Here is a 16,802-nt window from a genome sequence, read left to right as displayed (position 1 = left end):
TTCCGCGGGTGGCAGGCGCCCGTCTCGGCGATCTGCAGGAGTTGTGCGCCGGTCGACCCCGTGACCTCGACCCGCCGCACCGCACGAGCCCCGATTTGCGGGTGCCCGCGACCGGTCGGTATGGTCGGCGCATGCCTTCGGCCGCGCCCTTCTTCGCCACGCTCGCTCCGAGCGTCGCTCCCGCGCGCCGACGTCTGGACGGACGCCGACTTTAGGCGACCCCGCGCACCTCCTTCGAGGGGAGTCACGGGCGTCGCCGTCGGCAGCCCACGACCCCAGACTCTAAGGTGGAATCCATGACATATTCGGTCGCCGTCTCCGGCGCATCCGGCTATGCGGGCGGCGAGATCCTCCGGATCCTCGCCGCACATCCCGACGTCGAGATCCGCACGGTCACCGCGCACTCCAACGCCGGACAGAAGCTCATCGAGCACCAGCCCCATCTGCGTTCGCTGGCGCACCTGACGCTCCAGGAGACTACCCCCGAGGTGCTCTCCGGTCACGACATCGTCTTCCTCGCCCTCCCGCACGGACAGTCGGGGCAGTACACCGACGCGCTGCGCGAGACGCCGCTCGTGATCGACGCCGGTGCGGATCACCGGCTGGAGTCGGTGGGGGAGTGGGATCGCTTCTACGGCGGCGTGTTCCACGAGCCGTGGACCTACGGGGTGCCCGAGCTCCTCGTCGGTGCGGGCACGCAGCGTGACCTGCTGCGCGGGGCGACGCGAATCGCGGCGCCCGGATGCAACGCCTCCACGGTGAGCCTCAGCCTCGCGCCGGGCGTCGCCGCGGGTGTCATCGACCCGGGCGACATCGTCACCGTGCTCGCGGTCGGGCCCTCAGGCGCCGGCAAGAGCCTCAAGCCGCATCTCCTCGGCAGCGAGATCCTCGGCACCGCCAATCCCTACGCGGTCGGCGGCACCCATCGCCACATCCCCGAGATCCGACAGGCGCTCGCCGGGGCGGCGCCTGACGCCACAGCCGCCATCCGGATCTCGTTCACCCCCGTGATCGTGCCGATGGCGCGTGGAATTCTCGCCACCTCGACCGCTCCCATCGCTTCCGGGGCGAGCGACGACGACATCCGGGCGGCGTGGGAGCGGGCGTACGGAGAAGAGACCTTCGTGCAGCTCCTCCCGGCGGGGCACTTCCCCCGCACGGCCGACGTCCTCGGGGCCAACACCGCGCTGATGGGGCTCGCGATCGACCGCGATGCGAACCGGGTGGTCGTCGTCACCGCGGTCGACAACCTCGTCAAAGGCACCGCGGGCGCCGCCGTGCAGTCCATGAACATCGCGCTCGGACTCCCCGAGGGTCGGGCGCTCACCGTCAACGGAGTGGCCCCGTGAACATCGACGACGACCGGCCTCACGGCTTCGCCTCCCGCGGTGTCACCGCGCCGAAGGGCTTCGAGGCGGCCGGCGTCGTCGCGGGACTGAAGTCGACCGGCAAGCCCGATGTCGCCGTCGTTGTCAACCGCGGTCCGCTCAAAGTCGGCGCCGCGGTCTTCACGAGCAACCGGGCCAAGGCCAACCCCATCCTGTGGTCGGAGCAGGTGATCCGGGACGGCGTCGTCGAGGCGATCGTGCTCAACTCCGGAGGGGCCAACTGCTTCACGGGGGCGTTCGGCTTCCAGACCACCCACGAGACCGCCGAGAAGGCCGCCGAACTGCTCGGCGTCGGCGCCGGCGACATCCTCATCTGCTCCACCGGTCTCATCGGCGTCGGCGACGAGGTGTTCCGGCAGAAGGTGCTCGACGGGACCGAACGGGCGATCGCCTCGCTCGCCTCAGACGGCGGCGACGCCGCATCCGAAGCGATCATGACGACCGACTCCCGGCCCAAGCGGGCCGTCGAAGCCAGCCACGGATGGACGATCGGCGGAATGGCCAAGGGAGCCGGGATGCTGGCGCCCGGCCTTGCGACGATGCTCGTCGTCGTCACCACTGACGCCGTCCTCACCGCCGAGGAGGCCGACGCGCATCTGCGCGCCGCGACCCGGGTCACCTTCGACCGCCTGGACTCCGACGGCTGCATGTCGACCAACGACCAGGTCACCCTCATGGTCAGCGGCGCGTCCGGCGTCGCGCCCGACCCCGACGAGTTCCGGCGCCGGCTGACCGCGGTGTGCGACGACCTCGCCGGTCAGCTCCAGGCCGACGCCGAAGGGGCCAGCCACGACATCAGCATCCAGGTCCAGAACGCGGCATCCGAAGACGACGCGGTCGTGGTCGGGCGCTCGGTCGCCCGCAACAACCTCTTCAAGGCCGCGATCTTCGGCAACGACCCGAACTGGGGGCGGGTGCTCGCGGCGATCGGCACGACCGACGCGGCCTTCGACCCCTATGACGTCGACGTCTGGATGAACGGCGTGCGGGTGTGCACGCAGGGCGGTCCGGACCGCCCGCGCGAGGAGGTCGACCTGACTCCACGCGCCACGGTGGTCCGCATCGACCTGAAGGCGGGCGACGCTCACGCGCTCATCCGCACCAACGACCTCACCCACGACTACGTCCACGAGAACAGCGCGTACTCCTCATGACCGACATCCAGACGACCGATCCCGGGGAGGCGAGCGCGAAGGCCGCCGTCCTCATCGAGTCGCTGCCGTGGCTGCGGCGATTCCGAGACCAGGTGATCGTCATCAAGTACGGCGGCAACGCCATGGTCAGCGAAGAGCTGCAAGACGCGTTCGCCGCAGACATGGCCTACCTCCGCTACGCGGGCGTGAAGCCCGTCGTCGTGCACGGGGGTGGGCCGCAGATCTCCTCGATGCTCGACCGGCTCGAGATCCCGAGCGAGTTCAAGGGCGGCTACCGGGTCACCTCCACCGAGGCGATCTCGGTCGTGCGGATGGTGCTCACCGGCCAGATCAATCCCCAGCTGGTGGGCAAGATCAACACGCACGGGCCCTTGGCGACCGGCTTGAGCGGTGAAGACGCCGGGCTCTTCGGCGGGCGCCGTCGCGGGGTCACCATCGACGGCATCGAGCACGACCTGGGCCGGGTGGGCGACGTCGTCGAGGTCGACCCGCAGCCGGTGCTCGACCACCTCGCCGCCGGACGCATCCCCGTCGTCTCCAGCATCGCCCCCGACCTCGATCGGCCGGGCGCATCGTTGAACGTCAACGCCGACGCCGCAGCGTCCGCGCTCGCGGTGGCGCTGAAAGCGGTGAAGCTCGTGGTCCTCACCGACGTGCCGGGCCTGTACGCCGACTGGCCGAACCGCGATTCCCTCGTCTCGCACCTGACGTCCTCGACGCTGCGCGAGATGCTCCCGACGCTCGAGTCGGGCATGATCCCCAAGATGCAGGCATGCCTCGAGGCGGTCGAGGGCGGCGTCGAGACGGCGGCGATCATCGACGGGCGAGTACCGCACTCGGTGCTCGTGGAGATCTTCACCAGCAACGGAATCGGAACAGAGGTGGTGCGAGGATGACCTGGCAGGATGACGCGGGGCGCGACCTCGTTCGTAGCTTCGGCGACCGGATGGCGATGTTCGTCCGCGGGGAGGGCGCCTACCTCTGGGACGACGCGGGGATCCGTTATCTCGATTTCCTGGGCGGCATCGCGGTGAACTCCCTCGGGCACGCCCACCCCGTGTTCGTGGATGCGGTGGCGCGACAGGCCGCGACCCTGGCACACGTGTCCAACTACTTCGCCACCCCTCCGCAGCTCGAGCTCGCGGCCCGTCTGAAGCGCCTCGCCGGTACCGGGGACAGCGGCCGAGTGTACTTTGGCAACTCCGGTGCGGAGGCCAACGAGGCGGCCTTCAAGCTGGCGAGGCTCCAGGGCGGCGCCGACCGACCCCGGATCCTCGCGCTGCGCGACGCCTTCCACGGGCGAACGATGGGAACCCTTGCTCTGACCGGCAAGTCCTGGATGCAGGAGCCGTTCCTCCCGATGGTCCCCGGGGTGGAATTCATCGACTCGACGGTGGAGGCGCTCGAGGCGGCGATGGACGGGCGCGTGGCCGCGCTCTTCGTCGAGCCGATCAAGGGCGAAGCGGGAGTGGTGGAACTCCCCGAGGGATACCTCGCGACGGCGCGCGAGATCACCGCGCGCCACGGCGCGCTGCTCGTCGTCGACGAGATCCAGACGGGCGCGGGCCGGACCGGGGAGTGGTTCGCCTTCCAGCACGCAGGGATCACCCCCGACGCCATCACCGTGGCCAAGGGCATCGGTGGCGGCTTCCCGATCGGCGCCCTCATCACCTTCGGGGCTGCGAGCGACCTGTTCTATCCCGGCACCCACGGCTCGACGTTCGGGGGCAACGCGCTCGGCACCGCGGTCGCCGCTGCGGTGCTGGCCGAGATCGAGCGCGCCGACCTCCTCACCAACGCCCGGGAGCGGGGGCGGCAGTTGCGCGAGGCGATCGCCGGGATCGACTCGGACCTGATCGAGGGATGCCGCGGGCAGGGCCTCCTGATCGGTATCGCGCTGCGTCATCCGCTCGCCAAGGCCCTCGTCGCGGCGGCTCAGCAGCACGGACTCATCATCAACGCCCCGAACGACACCACGATCCGACTGGCGCCCGCCCTCACGATCGGCGACGTCGAGGTCGACGACTTCGTCGCCCTCTTCACCGCCGCGATCCGTTCGGTGGAGGACGCGCTCGTGCTCGACGGCTCCGGCGCCGCATCCGCCGAAGGGGAGGGATCTCGATGACCCGTCATCTTCTGCGCGACGACGACCTCACGCCTGCCGAACAGCGCGAGATCCTCGACCTGGCGGTCGACCTCAAGCGGGACCGTTGGAAGCTGCGTCCGCTGGAGGGTCCGCAGACGGTCGCGGTGATCTTCGACAAGTCCTCCACCCGCACGCGTGTGTCGTTCGCGGTCGGGATCGCCGACCTCGGGGGCTCGCCGCTGATCATCTCGACCGCGAACAGTCAGCTGGGCGGCAAGGAGACACCGTCCGACACCGCCAGGGTGCTCGAGCGTCAGGTCGCCGCCATCGTCTGGCGCACGTATGCGCAGGCGGGTCTGGAGGAGATGGCCGCGGGGACCCGGGTCCCGGTCGTGAACGCGCTGTCGGACGACTTCCATCCGTGTCAGCTCCTGGCCGACCTGCTCACCATTCGAGAGCACAAGGGAGACCTCGCCGGTCTCACGCTGTCGTTCTTCGGCGACGGCCGCTCGAACATGGCGCACTCGTACCTCTTGGCGGGGGTGACGGCCGGCATGCACGTGCGGGTGGCCTCCCCCGAGGACTATGCGCCCCGCGATGACGTGATCGAAGCGGCCGATCGACGCGCCGCCGAGACCGGGGGTAGCGTCGTCCTCTTCACCGACCCCAACGAGGCGGCCGCGGGCGCGGACGTCATCGTGACGGACACCTGGGTGTCGATGGGCAAGGAGGAAGAGAAGCTCGCCCGCCTCCGCGACCTCGGGTCGTACAAGGTCACCACCGAGCTGATGTCCCTCGCCGCCGGCGACGCGATCTTCATCCACTGTCTCCCGGCCGACCGCGGCTACGAGGTGGATGCGGAGGTCATCGACGGACCCCAGAGCGTCGTCTGGGACGAGGCGGAGAACCGGCTTCACGCACAGAAGGCACTCCTGGTGTGGCTGCTGCGCCAACAGTGACCGACCGCCCGCGGGGGATGCTGAGCCGCAACTGGGCTCGGTTGAACGGACAAGGCCGACTCTCCGGGATCGACCTGGCCCGGGGGCTGGCCGTCCTCGGCATGTTCGCGGCGCACCTGCTCGTGACGCCCGAGCTGCTGTGGGAGATCCCTTCGACGTGGCTGGGGCTCGTCGACGGGCGATCCTCGATTCTCTTCGCGACCCTCGCGGGGGTGTCCATCGGCCTGGTCACCGGGGGTCCTCGTCCGTTCGGGCGTGAGCAGATGGCGATCGCGCGGATGCGATTGGCCGTCCGCGCGGGGATGCTCTGGAGTCTCGGCGTGCTCCTCATCGCCACCGGGGTGCCGCTCTACGTCATCCTCCCCGCGTACGCGATCATGTTCGTCCTGACCCTGCCGTTCACTCGGCTCTCGGCCGCCGCCGTCCTCGTGACCGCCGCGGGCGTGGGTGCGGTGATGCCCTGGATCCAGGTGCTCCTGGACGAGGCGCCGCTCTGGTCGACGCCACTCGGCGACGAACTGTCGGCCGCTCTCGGCTGGCACTACCCGTTCCCGGTCTGGATGGCCTTCGTCCTCGCCGGTCTCGGACTCGCGCGGGCCGATCTCACGCGACTGCGCGTCCAGCTCATCGCGCTCGCCGCGGGTGTCGGACTGGCCATCCTCGGCTATGGTCTCGACACCGCCGGGCGAGGGAGCGCCGACGCGGTGACGGCGACGCTGTGGAGCGAGGTCTGGACGGCGGAACCCCACTCGAGCGGACTGCTCGAAGTCATCGGGTCGGGTGGGTTCGCGATGGCCGTCATCGCCGGCTCCCTCCTGGTGTGCCGCACGGTCCTCGTCTGGATTGTGCTCCCGCTGCGCGCCGTCGGGGCGATGCCGCTGACCGCGTACACGGCGCAGATCGTCGTCTGGGCGATCATCGCCCTCGTGGTATTCGGCAACACCGGTCTTCTCACGCCCTTCCGAGAGCTCGAGCCGTTCTGGCCCTTGACTCTCGGAATCGTCGTCGCGTGCACCGCCTGGGCACTCGTCATCGGTCGAGGCCCGCTCGAGTGGACCTTCGACCGGGTGTCGAAGCTGATCGTGCCGACCACGCTGACCAGAGGGAGCAACGGGTGACCAAGAACGAACAGACCAACGAAGGCGCCCTGTGGGGAGCGCGTTTCGCCTCGGGCCCCTCCCCGGAGCTCGCCGCACTCAGCGTGTCCACGCACTTCGACTGGGTTCTTGCGCCCTACGACATCGCCGGTTCGCACGCGCACGCCAAGGCCCTGGCGGCGGCGGGCTATCTCACCGCGGACGAGGAACAGCGGATGAGTGCGGGGCTCGACCGCCTGCGGGAGGCGGTCCGCGACGGCACGCTTCGCCCCCGGCCGAACGACGAGGACGTCCACGGTGCACTCGAGGCGGCCCTCATCGCGGCTGTCGGGCCGGAGCTGGGCGGCAAGCTGCGCGCCGGTCGGAGCCGCAACGACCAGATCGCGACGCTGGTGCGGATGTACCTCGTCGACCACGCTGCGGTGATCGCGCGCGATGTGCTGCGTCTCATCGACGCGATCGTCGCTCAGGCCGAGGCGCACGCGGACGCGATCATGCCGGGGCGCACGCACCTCCAGCACGCGCAGCCCGTCCTCCTCGCCCATCACCTCCAGGCTCATGCCTGGCCGCTCGTGCGCGACCTCGAGCGCCTGCGCGACTGGCGTGCCCGGGCGGACGCGTCGCCCTACGGGTCGGGAGCGCTGGCTGGATCGACTCTGGGACTGGATCCCGCGCTGGTGGCGCGGGAGGTCGGCCTCGGGAGACCGACCGAGAACTCCATCGACGGGACCGCCGCGCGCGACGTCGTGGCGGAGTTTGCCTACGTGGCGGCCCAGATCGGCGTCGATCTCAGTCGGTTCGCCGAAGACATCATCGTCTGGAACACCCGCGAGTTCTCCTACGTCACCCTCGACGACGGATTCTCGACGGGGTCGAGCATCATGCCGCAGAAGAAGAACCCCGACATCGCGGAGTTGGCCCGAGGCAAGACGGGACGGCTCATCGGCAATCTCACCGGGCTGCTGACGATGTTGAAAGGCCTTCCGCTGGCGTACAACCGCGATCTCCAGGAGGACAAGGAGCCGATCTTCGACAGCGTGCAGACGCTCGAAGTGGTCCTCCCCGCTTTCGCGGGGATGGTCGCGACCCTACGCTTCGACACGGAACGGATGCGTGAGCTCGCTCCGGCCGGGTTCTCGTTGGCGACGGACGTCGCCGAGTGGTTGGTCAGGCGCGGCATCCCTTTCCGCGACGCCCACGAGATCTCGGGTGCGCTCGTTCGCGCGTGCGAGGAGCGGGGGATCGGTCTCGAGGATGTCGATGACGCACTGTTGACAGCGGTATCGCCGCACCTCGGTCCGGAGGTCCGCTCGGTGCTGACTGTCGAGGGGTCCGTCGCCAGTCGCTCGGGCGTCGGGGGCACCGCGCGCGGTCGCGTCGACGAGCAGCGTGCGGAACTCGTCTCCCGGGCGCAATCGGCGGCGAAGCTGTTCCTCGGAAATCAGCCTTTAACTGATATCTCGTAAAATATCAGTCTTGTGCCGATATCTCGTCGCATATCAGCGCTAAGCTGATGTCATGCCCGCCGCCGTGATCGCTGACATCGTCTCGTCGCGGGAACTCCCGGACCGGCGGACGGCGCAACGCGGTCTCGAAGCCGCACTGGCGCGGGTTGCCGCGGACGGGCCGACCCCGGAGCGCGAGCTCGTTCCCGTGGTCGGCGACGAGATGCAGGGTGTGTACCGGGAGCTCTCGTCGGCTCTGACCGCCACCGTGTTGCTGCAGCTCGCGCTCCCCGAGGGCGTCGAGCTCAGATTCGGGCTCGGTCTGGGCGATATCGAGGAGATCCCCTCGGTCGGCGGGGCGCTGTCCGAAGGTGAGGCGTGGTGGGCGGCGCGCGGCGCGATCGAGAAGGTCGAGCAGCTCGCCCGGCGCGTCGCGCCGACCGCGCGCACATGGGTGGCGACATCGGAGACGGCGACGCCCGAGACGGTCGAGCTGGTGCGGGTGGCCAACAGCGGACTGCTTGCGCGAGACCGCGCGATCGCTCAGCTCAGTCCCCGCACCCGGCGACTCGTCTACGGGCGATGGCTCGGCCGTACCCAGAGCGATCTCGCCGCAGCGGAGGGGATCGTGCAGTCCGCCGTGTCGCAGGCGTTGGCCGCGGCAGAGGCGGGCGCGCTCATCGAGGGGCTTCGGGCGCTCGCCGACGCGCCGGGATGACCTTCACCAGATCGCCATCCATACGGCCGCCGCGACGGCGGACGCCCAGAGGAGGCTGGCGAGGGTGCCGACGATGAACCGCTCTCGAGCGGCGGGCGTCGCCAACTCCGAGAATCGACCGACACCCTTCAGCGCGACGACCACGGCGATGACGGCCGGGAACCCCGCGACGATCCCCAACGCCACCGACGCCCGCTCGAGAAAGCCGATCGTCGTGCCGCCCCGCAGGATCTCCTCCTGCCGTGACTCGGAGTGTTCGGCGGCCAGCTCGACGAGGATGCCGCCCCGTGGGCCCTCGGTCGTGCGCCCGTCGGCGGCGATGAGGACCCAGCGGGTGAACGGGTTGCCGCCGAGCACGGCCAACGTCACGCCGAGCAGCGCGAGGATCGCACCGAGGAGCACGGGCACGTTGTACGGGAGGACGGCGACGACGAGGAGCGCCAGCAGGACGAGGCCCGCCGCGATGGACAGCAGGGAGGCGTGAGGACGGCGGCCGGCGACGATGACCAGAACGAGCGCGGTGCACAGCGACAGGAACAGGAAGACCACCACGATCGCGACGGCCAGGGGATCGGTGGCGTCGACGGCATCCGGCATGTCGAAAGTGTCCCACGGACGTCGGACGCAGCCGTCAGCCAGTCCGCGTGTGCGGGTGGTTCCACACGATCGTGCGGCCCGTGTCGGGCACGCTGATAGCCTGACAGGCGTGTCATCCGCCGTCGTCGTGAACGCGACCGCCCCCGCGAACGATCCGTCCTTCGACAACGTCTGGGACGAACTCGTGTGGCGCGGGCTCGTTCAGGTCTCCACCGACGCGGGGGAGTTGCGGGCGCTCCTCGGCGGCGAGCCGATCACCTTCTACTGCGGTTTCGATCCCACCGCGCCGAGCCTTCACCTGGGCAACCTCGTGCAGCTGCTCACCATGCGCCGGCTCCAGCTCGCCGGTCATCGCCCGCTCGGTCTGGTGGGCGGGTCGACAGGTCTGATCGGCGATCCGCGCCCCTCGAGCGAACGGACCTTGAACACCAAGGAGACCGTGGCGGAGTGGGTCGGATACCTCCGCGCTCAGGTCGAGCGATTCCTGAGTTTCGACGGCGACAACGCCGCACGCATCGTGAACAACCTCGACTGGACGGCACCGCTGTCGGCCATCGACTTCCTCCGCGAAATCGGCAAGCACTACCGCGTCGGCAAGATGCTCAGCAAGGACGCCGTCAGTGCGCGACTGAATTCCGAGGCGGGCATCAGCTACACCGAGTTCAGCTACCAGATCCTGCAGGGCTTGGATTACCTTGAGCTGCACCGCACCTACGGATGCGTCCTGCAGACCGGCGGGTCGGATCAGTGGGGCAATCTCACCAGTGGCGTCGACCTGATTCACTACGTCGAGCACACACCGGTGCACGCCATCGGCACGCCGCTGATCACCAACAGTGACGGAACGAAGTTCGGCAAGAGCGAGGGGAACGCCATCTGGCTCGATGCCGCGATGTGCAGTCCCTACCGGATGTATCAGTTCTGGCTGAACACCGATGATGCCGACGTCATCTCGCGGTTGAAGATCTTCACGTTCCTCTCGCGTGCGGAGATCGAGCAGTTCGAACGGCTCGTCGAGGCGGAGCCGTTCCGCCGTGCTGCGCAGAGGCGCCTCGCCGAAGAGGTGACCGCGATCGTGCACGGGGAGGATGCCACCGCATCGGTGATCGCCGCATCCGAAGCGCTCTTCGGGCAGGGTGACCTGCACACGCTGGATGCGGACACACTCGCTCACGCTCTTCGCGAGCTTCCCCACGCCGAGATGGATCGCGGTGCATCCGTGGTGCAGGCGCTCGTGGAGACCGGGCTGGTCGCGAGCCTCTCCGAGGCGCGACGGGCGATCACGCAGGGCGGGGTCTCGCTCGACGGAGTCCGCGTCGGCGACGACGCGGCCACGGTCGCCGGATCGCTGCCGGGCGGAGTCTCGGTACTCCGTCGCGGAAAGAAGACGCTCGCGGGCGTCTTCGTCCGCTGACCTTGTCCGTCCGTCGCGCCTTTCCGAAGGCCCCCGGATGTCGACGCCCATGCAGGGCCGATGCGCTCACCGTCGAACGACGAGCCCGGCTGCGCCTGAGATCATCGATCCCGCGTACGCCCGTGCCGACGGGTCGGCGTCGGGTGCACCCGCGTGTTTCCGCGGATCGCAGGCGCGACACGCCCGGGATGCGGGCGCGATTTGCCAGTCCTGCAGGGCGCACGTAAATTATTACTTGTTCGCCCCAAAGGGAAGCGAGAGAGGCCGAGAGCCTCACCCCCCTCAAGCGGAGAACATCCCCCTCGAAGAGAGCAGCAGCTCGGACTTGAGACTCGTCGGCCGGAAGGTCTACGATGGGGAGCCCCCCCGACGATCGGCCTGATCGAGCGTCTTCCGAATCCTTCTCGGGTCAGGACGACACGATTTGACGGAGTCGAACACGGGGGCTAAGCTAGAGAAGTTGCCCTGCGGAGATGGTCGAGAGGCCAGAAAGCAGGAGCATCCGATCCTTGAGAACTCAACAGCGTGCACTTGTCAAATGCCAAATAACCTCGTTCCGGCGTAAGCCGGATAGAGATTCCTTTGGATCAAAGACCGACCTTCGGGTCGGCAACGGATAGTCAGCAATGACATCCCTTTGGTCAGATCAAACTCGCTGCTGTCGGTCTATTCCGACCGGCTCGCAGCAACATTTCTTTACGGAGAGTTTGATCCTGGCTCAGGATGAACGCTGGCGGCGTGCTTAACACATGCAAGTCGAACGGTGAAAGAGAGCTTGCTCTCTGGATCAGTGGCGAACGGGTGAGTAACACGTGAGCAACCTGCCCCGGACTCTGGGATAACAGCTGGAAACAGCTGCTAATACCGGATACGAGCTGCGAAGGCATCTTCGGCAGCTGGAAAGAATTTCGGTCCGGGATGGGCTCGCGGCCTATCAGCTAGTTGGTGAGGTAATGGCTCACCAAGGCGTCGACGGGTAGCCGGCCTGAGAGGGTGACCGGCCACACTGGGACTGAGACACGGCCCAGACTCCTACGGGAGGCAGCAGTGGGGAATATTGCACAATGGGCGAAAGCCTGATGCAGCAACGCCGCGTGAGGGATGACGGCCTTCGGGTTGTAAACCTCTTTTAGCAGGGAAGAAGCGAAAGTGACGGTACCTGCAGAAAAAGCGCCGGCTAACTACGTGCCAGCAGCCGCGGTAATACGTAGGGCGCAAGCGTTATCCGGAATTATTGGGCGTAAAGAGCTCGTAGGCGGTTTGTCGCGTCTGCTGTGAAAACCCGAGGCTCAACCTCGGGCCTGCAGTGGGTACGGGCAGACTAGAGTGCGGTAGGGGAGATTGGAATTCCTGGTGTAGCGGTGGAATGCGCAGATATCAGGAGGAACACCGATGGCGAAGGCAGATCTCTGGGCCGTAACTGACGCTGAGGAGCGAAAGGGTGGGGAGCAAACAGGCTTAGATACCCTGGTAGTCCACCCCGTAAACGTTGGGAACTAGTTGTGGGGTCCATTCCACGGATTCCGTGACGCAGCTAACGCATTAAGTTCCCCGCCTGGGGAGTACGGCCGCAAGGCTAAAACTCAAAGGAATTGACGGGGACCCGCACAAGCGGCGGAGCATGCGGATTAATTCGATGCAACGCGAAGAACCTTACCAAGGCTTGACATATACGAGAACGGGCCAGAAATGGTCAACTCTTTGGACACTCGTAAACAGGTGGTGCATGGTTGTCGTCAGCTCGTGTCGTGAGATGTTGGGTTAAGTCCCGCAACGAGCGCAACCCTCGTTCTATGTTGCCAGCACGTAATGGTGGGAACTCATGGGATACTGCCGGGGTCAACTCGGAGGAAGGTGGGGATGACGTCAAATCATCATGCCCCTTATGTCTTGGGCTTCACGCATGCTACAATGGCCGGTACAAAGGGCTGCAATACCGCAAGGTGGAGCGAATCCCAAAAAGCCGGTCCCAGTTCGGATTGAGGTCTGCAACTCGACCTCATGAAGTCGGAGTCGCTAGTAATCGCAGATCAGCAACGCTGCGGTGAATACGTTCCCGGGTCTTGTACACACCGCCCGTCAAGTCATGAAAGTCGGTAACACCTGAAGCCGGTGGCCCAACCCTTGTGGAGGGAGCCGTCGAAGGTGGGATCGGTAATTAGGACTAAGTCGTAACAAGGTAGCCGTACCGGAAGGTGCGGCTGGATCACCTCCTTTCTAAGGAGCATCTGGATGCCTCGGCATCCCAGAGCCCGCTTCGAGCGAATGTCTCGGAGGGGTCAGCTCATGGGTGGAACATTTGACGAGGTGCCTCACGGATCGTGTCGATCTCAGTACGCTGCTTGCAGCTGGAACGGAATGGCACGCCTCGAGGGGCACATGCACGCTGTTGGGTCCTGAGGGACCGGATGCGGGAGGTCGGCGCTGATGCGCTCGGCAGCCCACTCTGAACCTCAGGGCCCTTCTTCGGTGCCGCAATGCGGCATGCGAGAAGGGTACCGCCCGTACTTTGAGAACTACACAGTGGACGCGAGCATCTTAGAGACGCGTCGAAAGACGCGCCTCACAACGAATGATCGATAGATCAAACTCATGTGATTTCAAGTCTTTAAGAGCAAACGGTGGATGCCTTGGCATCTGGAGCCGAAGAAGGACGTAGCAATCTGCGATAAGCCTCGGGGAGTGGATAAGCACACTTTGATCCGAGGATCTCCGAATGGGGAAACCCCGCTGGGCGGCATGCCGACCCAGTGACTCCCGCCTGAATATATAGGGCGGGTAGAGGGAACGTGGGGAAGTGAAACATCTCAGTACCCACAGGAAGAGAAAGCAACCGCGATTCCGTTAGTAGTGGCGAGCGAAACCGGAACAGGCTAAACCGAGTACGTGTGATATCCGGCAGGAGTTGCGTATTCGGGGTTGTGGGACTTTTCGGACTGTTCTGCCGAGCAGTCAGCGTTACAAGAAGGTATAGACGAACGGCATTGAAAGGCCGGTCATAGAGGGTGCCAACCCCGTAGTCGAAATGCCTCCCTTGGCGCGAGAAGCATCCCAAGTAGCACGGGGCCCGAGAAATCCCGTGTGAATCTGTCAGGACCACCTGATAAGCCTAAATACTCCCAGATGACCGATAGCGGACAAGTACCGTGAGGGAAAGGTGAAAAGTACCCCGGGAGGGGAGTGAAATAGTACCTGAAACCGTTTGCTTACAAACCGTTGGAGCAGCCCTAGCAGCTGTGACAGCGTGCCTTTTGAAGAATGAGCCTGCGAGTTAGCGATACGTGGCGAGGTTAACCCGAGTGGGGTAGCCGTAGCGAAAGCGAGTCTGAATAGGGCGATTCAGTCGCGTGTCCTAGACCCGAAGCGAAGTGATCTATCCATGGCCAGGCTGAAGCGACGGTAAGACGTCGTGGAGGGCCGAACCCACTTAGGTTGAAAACTGAGGGGATGAGCTGTGGATAGGGGTGAAAGGCCAATCAAACTTCGTGATAGCTGGTTCTCTCCGAAATGCATTTAGGTGCAGCGTTGCGTGTTTCTTGCCGGAGGTAGAGCTACTGGATGGCCGATGGGCCCTACAAGGTTACTGACGTCAGCCAAACTCCGAATGCCGGTAAGTGAGAGCGCAGCAGTGAGACTGTGGGGGATAAGCTTCATAGTCGAGAGGGAAACAACCCAGACCACCAACTAAGGTCCCTAAGCGCGTGCTAAGTGGGAAAGGATGTGGAGTTGCTCAGACAACCAGGAGGTTGGCTTAGAAGCAGCCACCCTTGAAAGAGTGCGTAATAGCTCACTGGTCAAGTGATTCCGCGCCGACAATGTAACGGGGCTCAAGCACGCCACCGAAGTTGTGGCATTGACATTATTGGTAGGCCTTCGTGGTCCAGCCGTGTTGATGGGTAGGAGAGCGTCGTGTGGCCAGCGAAGCGGCGGTGTGAACCAGCCGTGGAGGCTACACGAGTGAGAATGCAGGCATGAGTAGCGAAAGACGTGTGAGAAACACGTCCCCCGAATGACCAAGGGTTCCAGGGTCAAGCTAATCTTCCCTGGGTAAGTCGGGACCTAAGGCGAGGCCGACAGGCGTAGTCGATGGACAACGGGTTGATATTCCCGTACCGGCGAAGAACCGCCCCAGTCAATCCAGTGGTGCTAAGAGTCCTAGCCAGGAATGTACGGATCCCTTCGGGGTGAAGACGTCTTGGTGAACGCTCGACCCCATGCTGGTGCGGCTAGCGTATTAACAGGTGTGACGCAGGAAGGTAGCCCAAGCCAGGCGATGGTTGTCCTGGTGCAAGTGCGTAGGCCGAGTGATAGGCAAATCCGTCACTCATACAGGCTGAGACACGATGCGGATAAAAAGTGGGTGATCCTATGCTGCCAAGAAAAGCATCGACGCGAGGTTCAAGCCGCCCGTACCCCAAACCGACTCAGGTGGTCAGGTAGAGAATACCAAGGGGATCGAGAGAATCGTGGTTAAGGAACTCGGCAAAATACCCCCGTAACTTCGGGAGAAGGGGGGCCTTCGACGTATTAGGACTTGCTCCGAAAGCGTTTGGGGGCCGCAGAGACTAGTGGGTAGCGACTGTTTACTAAAAACACAGGTCCGTGCCAAGTCGCAAGACGATGTATACGGACTGACGCCTGCCCGGTGCTGGAAGGTTAAGAGGACCGGTTAGCCGCAAGGCGAAGCTGAGAATTTAAGCCCCAGTAAACGGCGGTGGTAACTATAACCATCCTAAGGTAGCGAAATTCCTTGTCGGGTAAGTTCCGACCTGCACGAATGGCGTAACGACTTCCCAACTGTCTCAACCACGAACTCGGCGAAATTGCATTACGAGTAAAGATGCTCGTTACGCGCAGCAGGACGGAAAGACCCCGTGACCTTTACTACAGCTTGGTATTGGTGTTCGGTGTGGCTTGTGTAGGATAGGTGGGAGACTTTGAAGCATGGACGCCAGTTCATGTGGAGTCATTGTTGAAATACCACTCTGGTCACTCTGGATATCTAACTTAGAACCGTAATCCGGTTCAGGGACAGTGCCTGGTGGGTAGTTTAACTGGGGCGGTTGCCTCCCAAAAAGTAACGGAGGCGCCCAAAGGTTCCCTCAACCTGGTTGGCAATCAGGTGGCGAGTGTAAGTGCACAAGGGAGCTTGACTGTGAGACTGACAGGTCGAGCAGGGACGAAAGTCGGGACTAGTGATCCGGCAGTGGCTTGTGGAAGCGCTGTCGCTCAACGGATAAAAGGTACCTCGGGGATAACAGGCTGATCTTGCCCAAGAGTCCATATCGACGGCATGGTTTGGCACCTCGATGTCGGCTCGTCGCATCCTGGGGCTGGAGTAGGTCCCAAGGGTTGGGCTGTTCGCCCATTAAAGCGGTACGCGAGCTGGGTTTAGAACGTCGTGAGACAGTTCGGTCCCTATCCGCTGCGCGCGTAGGAAGTTTGAGAGGATCTGACCCTAGTACGAGAGGACCGGGTTGGACGAACCTCTGGTGTGTCAGTTGTTCCGCCAGGAGCACCGCTGATTAGCTACGTTCGGGATGGATAACCGCTGAAAGCATCTAAGCGGGAAGCCGGCCTCAAGATGAGACTTCCATGCCTTCGGGCGAGAGGCTCCCAGCCAGACTACTGGGTTGATAGGCCAGATGTGGAAGTGCAGTAATGCATGCAGCTGACTGGTACTAATAAGCCGATGACTTGATAACACTTCGTTTGTGTTGTTCGCGTCCACTGAGTGGTTCTCGATGTACGGTCGAGAACCGCATGACAATGACTTTTGTTGTGCAGACTGAAACATCAATAGTGTTTCGGCGGCCATAGCGAGAGGGAAACGCCCGGTCCCATTCCGAACCCGGAAGCTAAGCCTCTCAGCGCCGATGGTACTGCAGGGGCGACCCTGTGGGAGAGTAGGACACCGCCGGACTTCTTTCGAGAAATGGCCACC

10 protein-coding genes and 3 rRNA genes are annotated in these 16,802 nt (G+C 64.7%); 12 read left to right on the top strand and 1 reads right to left on the bottom strand.

Annotated elements, in window-relative coordinates; translation table 11 throughout:
* Positions 1-296: 296 nt before the first annotated feature.
* The 8 genes from argC to T9R20_RS11130 are packed head-to-tail and all read left to right on the top strand — an operon-like array spanning position 297 to position 8,847.
* The gene (gene argC / locus T9R20_RS11165; RefSeq protein ID WP_322409381.1) at positions 297-1,349 is read left to right on the top strand and encodes an N-acetyl-gamma-glutamyl-phosphate reductase; all 1,053 of its coding nucleotides are present in this window, start codon (positions 297-299) and stop codon (positions 1,347-1,349) included.
* A complete protein-coding gene (gene argJ, locus T9R20_RS11160; RefSeq protein WP_322409380.1) occupies positions 1,346-2,542 on the top strand; it encodes a bifunctional glutamate N-acetyltransferase/amino-acid acetyltransferase ArgJ in 1,197 nt (398 codons plus the stop codon). The genes argC and argJ overlap by 4 nt, the downstream gene beginning before the upstream one ends.
* Positions 2,539-3,438, top strand: coding sequence for an acetylglutamate kinase (argB, locus tag T9R20_RS11155; RefSeq protein WP_322409379.1), 900 nt, complete (start codon positions 2,539-2,541; stop codon positions 3,436-3,438). Before argJ ends, argB begins: the two co-directional genes overlap by 4 nt.
* Positions 3,435-4,667, top strand: a complete 1,233-nt coding sequence (locus T9R20_RS11150) for an acetylornithine transaminase (RefSeq protein ID WP_322409378.1) — start codon at positions 3,435-3,437, stop codon at positions 4,665-4,667. The genes argB and T9R20_RS11150 overlap by 4 nt, the downstream gene beginning before the upstream one ends.
* Positions 4,664-5,587, top strand: coding sequence for an ornithine carbamoyltransferase (gene argF, locus T9R20_RS11145; protein WP_322409377.1), 924 nt, complete (start codon positions 4,664-4,666; stop codon positions 5,585-5,587). Before T9R20_RS11150 ends, argF begins: the two co-directional genes overlap by 4 nt.
* Complete coding sequence (locus T9R20_RS11140) at positions 5,584-6,705, top strand: heparan-alpha-glucosaminide N-acetyltransferase domain-containing protein (protein ID WP_322409376.1); 1,122 nt, start codon at positions 5,584-5,586, stop codon at positions 6,703-6,705. Before argF ends, T9R20_RS11140 begins: the two co-directional genes overlap by 4 nt.
* On the top strand, positions 6,702-8,150 hold the full coding sequence (gene argH / locus T9R20_RS11135; protein ID WP_322409375.1) for an argininosuccinate lyase: 1,449 nt from the start codon (positions 6,702-6,704) through the stop codon (positions 8,148-8,150). Before T9R20_RS11140 ends, argH begins: the two co-directional genes overlap by 4 nt.
* Before the next feature lie 52 nt (positions 8,151-8,202).
* Positions 8,203-8,847 carry a SatD family protein gene (locus tag T9R20_RS11130; RefSeq protein ID WP_322409374.1) on the top strand — a complete coding sequence of 215 codons (645 nt, stop codon included), beginning with the start codon at positions 8,203-8,205 and terminating at the stop codon, positions 8,845-8,847.
* Between the two features lie 3 nt (positions 8,848-8,850).
* Here T9R20_RS11130 and T9R20_RS11125 read toward each other — a convergent pair whose 3' ends face one another.
* Positions 8,851-9,444: a hypothetical protein gene (locus tag T9R20_RS11125; protein ID WP_322409373.1), complete on the bottom strand. Its 594-nt coding sequence runs from the start codon at positions 9,442-9,444 to the stop codon at positions 8,851-8,853.
* A gap of 109 nt (positions 9,445-9,553) precedes the next feature.
* Between T9R20_RS11125 and tyrS the strand changes: the two genes are divergently transcribed.
* The 4 genes from tyrS to rrf all read left to right on the top strand — a co-directional run bounded on the left by tyrS (position 9,554) and on the right by rrf (position 16,781).
* On the top strand, positions 9,554-10,858 hold the full coding sequence (gene tyrS, locus T9R20_RS11120; RefSeq protein WP_416182902.1) for a tyrosine--tRNA ligase: 1,305 nt from the start codon (positions 9,554-9,556) through the stop codon (positions 10,856-10,858).
* A 695-nt stretch (positions 10,859-11,553) separates the two neighbouring features.
* Positions 11,554-13,075 (top strand): 16S ribosomal RNA (locus T9R20_RS11115).
* Between the two features lie 381 nt (positions 13,076-13,456).
* Positions 13,457-16,563: ribosomal RNA gene (locus T9R20_RS11110) — 23S ribosomal RNA — on the top strand.
* Between the two features lie 101 nt (positions 16,564-16,664).
* Positions 16,665-16,781 (top strand): 5S ribosomal RNA (gene rrf, locus T9R20_RS11105).
* Together the 16S, 23S and 5S rRNA genes form the textbook arrangement of a ribosomal RNA operon.
* Positions 16,782-16,802 lie beyond the last annotated feature (21 nt).

Origin of the sequence: Microbacterium invictum, assembly GCF_034421375.1 — a bacterium.
In the GTDB taxonomy this organism is placed as follows: domain Bacteria; phylum Actinomycetota; class Actinomycetes; order Actinomycetales; family Microbacteriaceae; genus Microbacterium; species Microbacterium invictum_A.
Note: the sequence above shows the minus strand (reverse complement) of the source record. Positions and strands in the feature narration are given on the sequence as shown.

Coding starts and splice junctions, on each gene's coding strand:
- argC (WP_322409381.1), top strand. CDS start 297: ATGACATATTCGGTCGCCGTCTCCGGCGCATCCGGCTATGCGGGCGGC.
- argB (WP_322409379.1), top strand. CDS start 2,539: ATGACCGACATCCAGACGACCGATCCCGGGGAGGCGAGCGCGAAGGCC.
- T9R20_RS11150 (WP_322409378.1), top strand. CDS start 3,435: ATGACCTGGCAGGATGACGCGGGGCGCGACCTCGTTCGTAGCTTCGGC.
- argF (WP_322409377.1), top strand. CDS start 4,664: ATGACCCGTCATCTTCTGCGCGACGACGACCTCACGCCTGCCGAACAG.
- T9R20_RS11130 (WP_322409374.1), top strand. CDS start 8,203: ATGCCCGCCGCCGTGATCGCTGACATCGTCTCGTCGCGGGAACTCCCG.
- T9R20_RS11125 (WP_322409373.1), bottom strand. CDS start 9,444: ATGCCGGATGCCGTCGACGCCACCGATCCCCTGGCCGTCGCGATCGTG.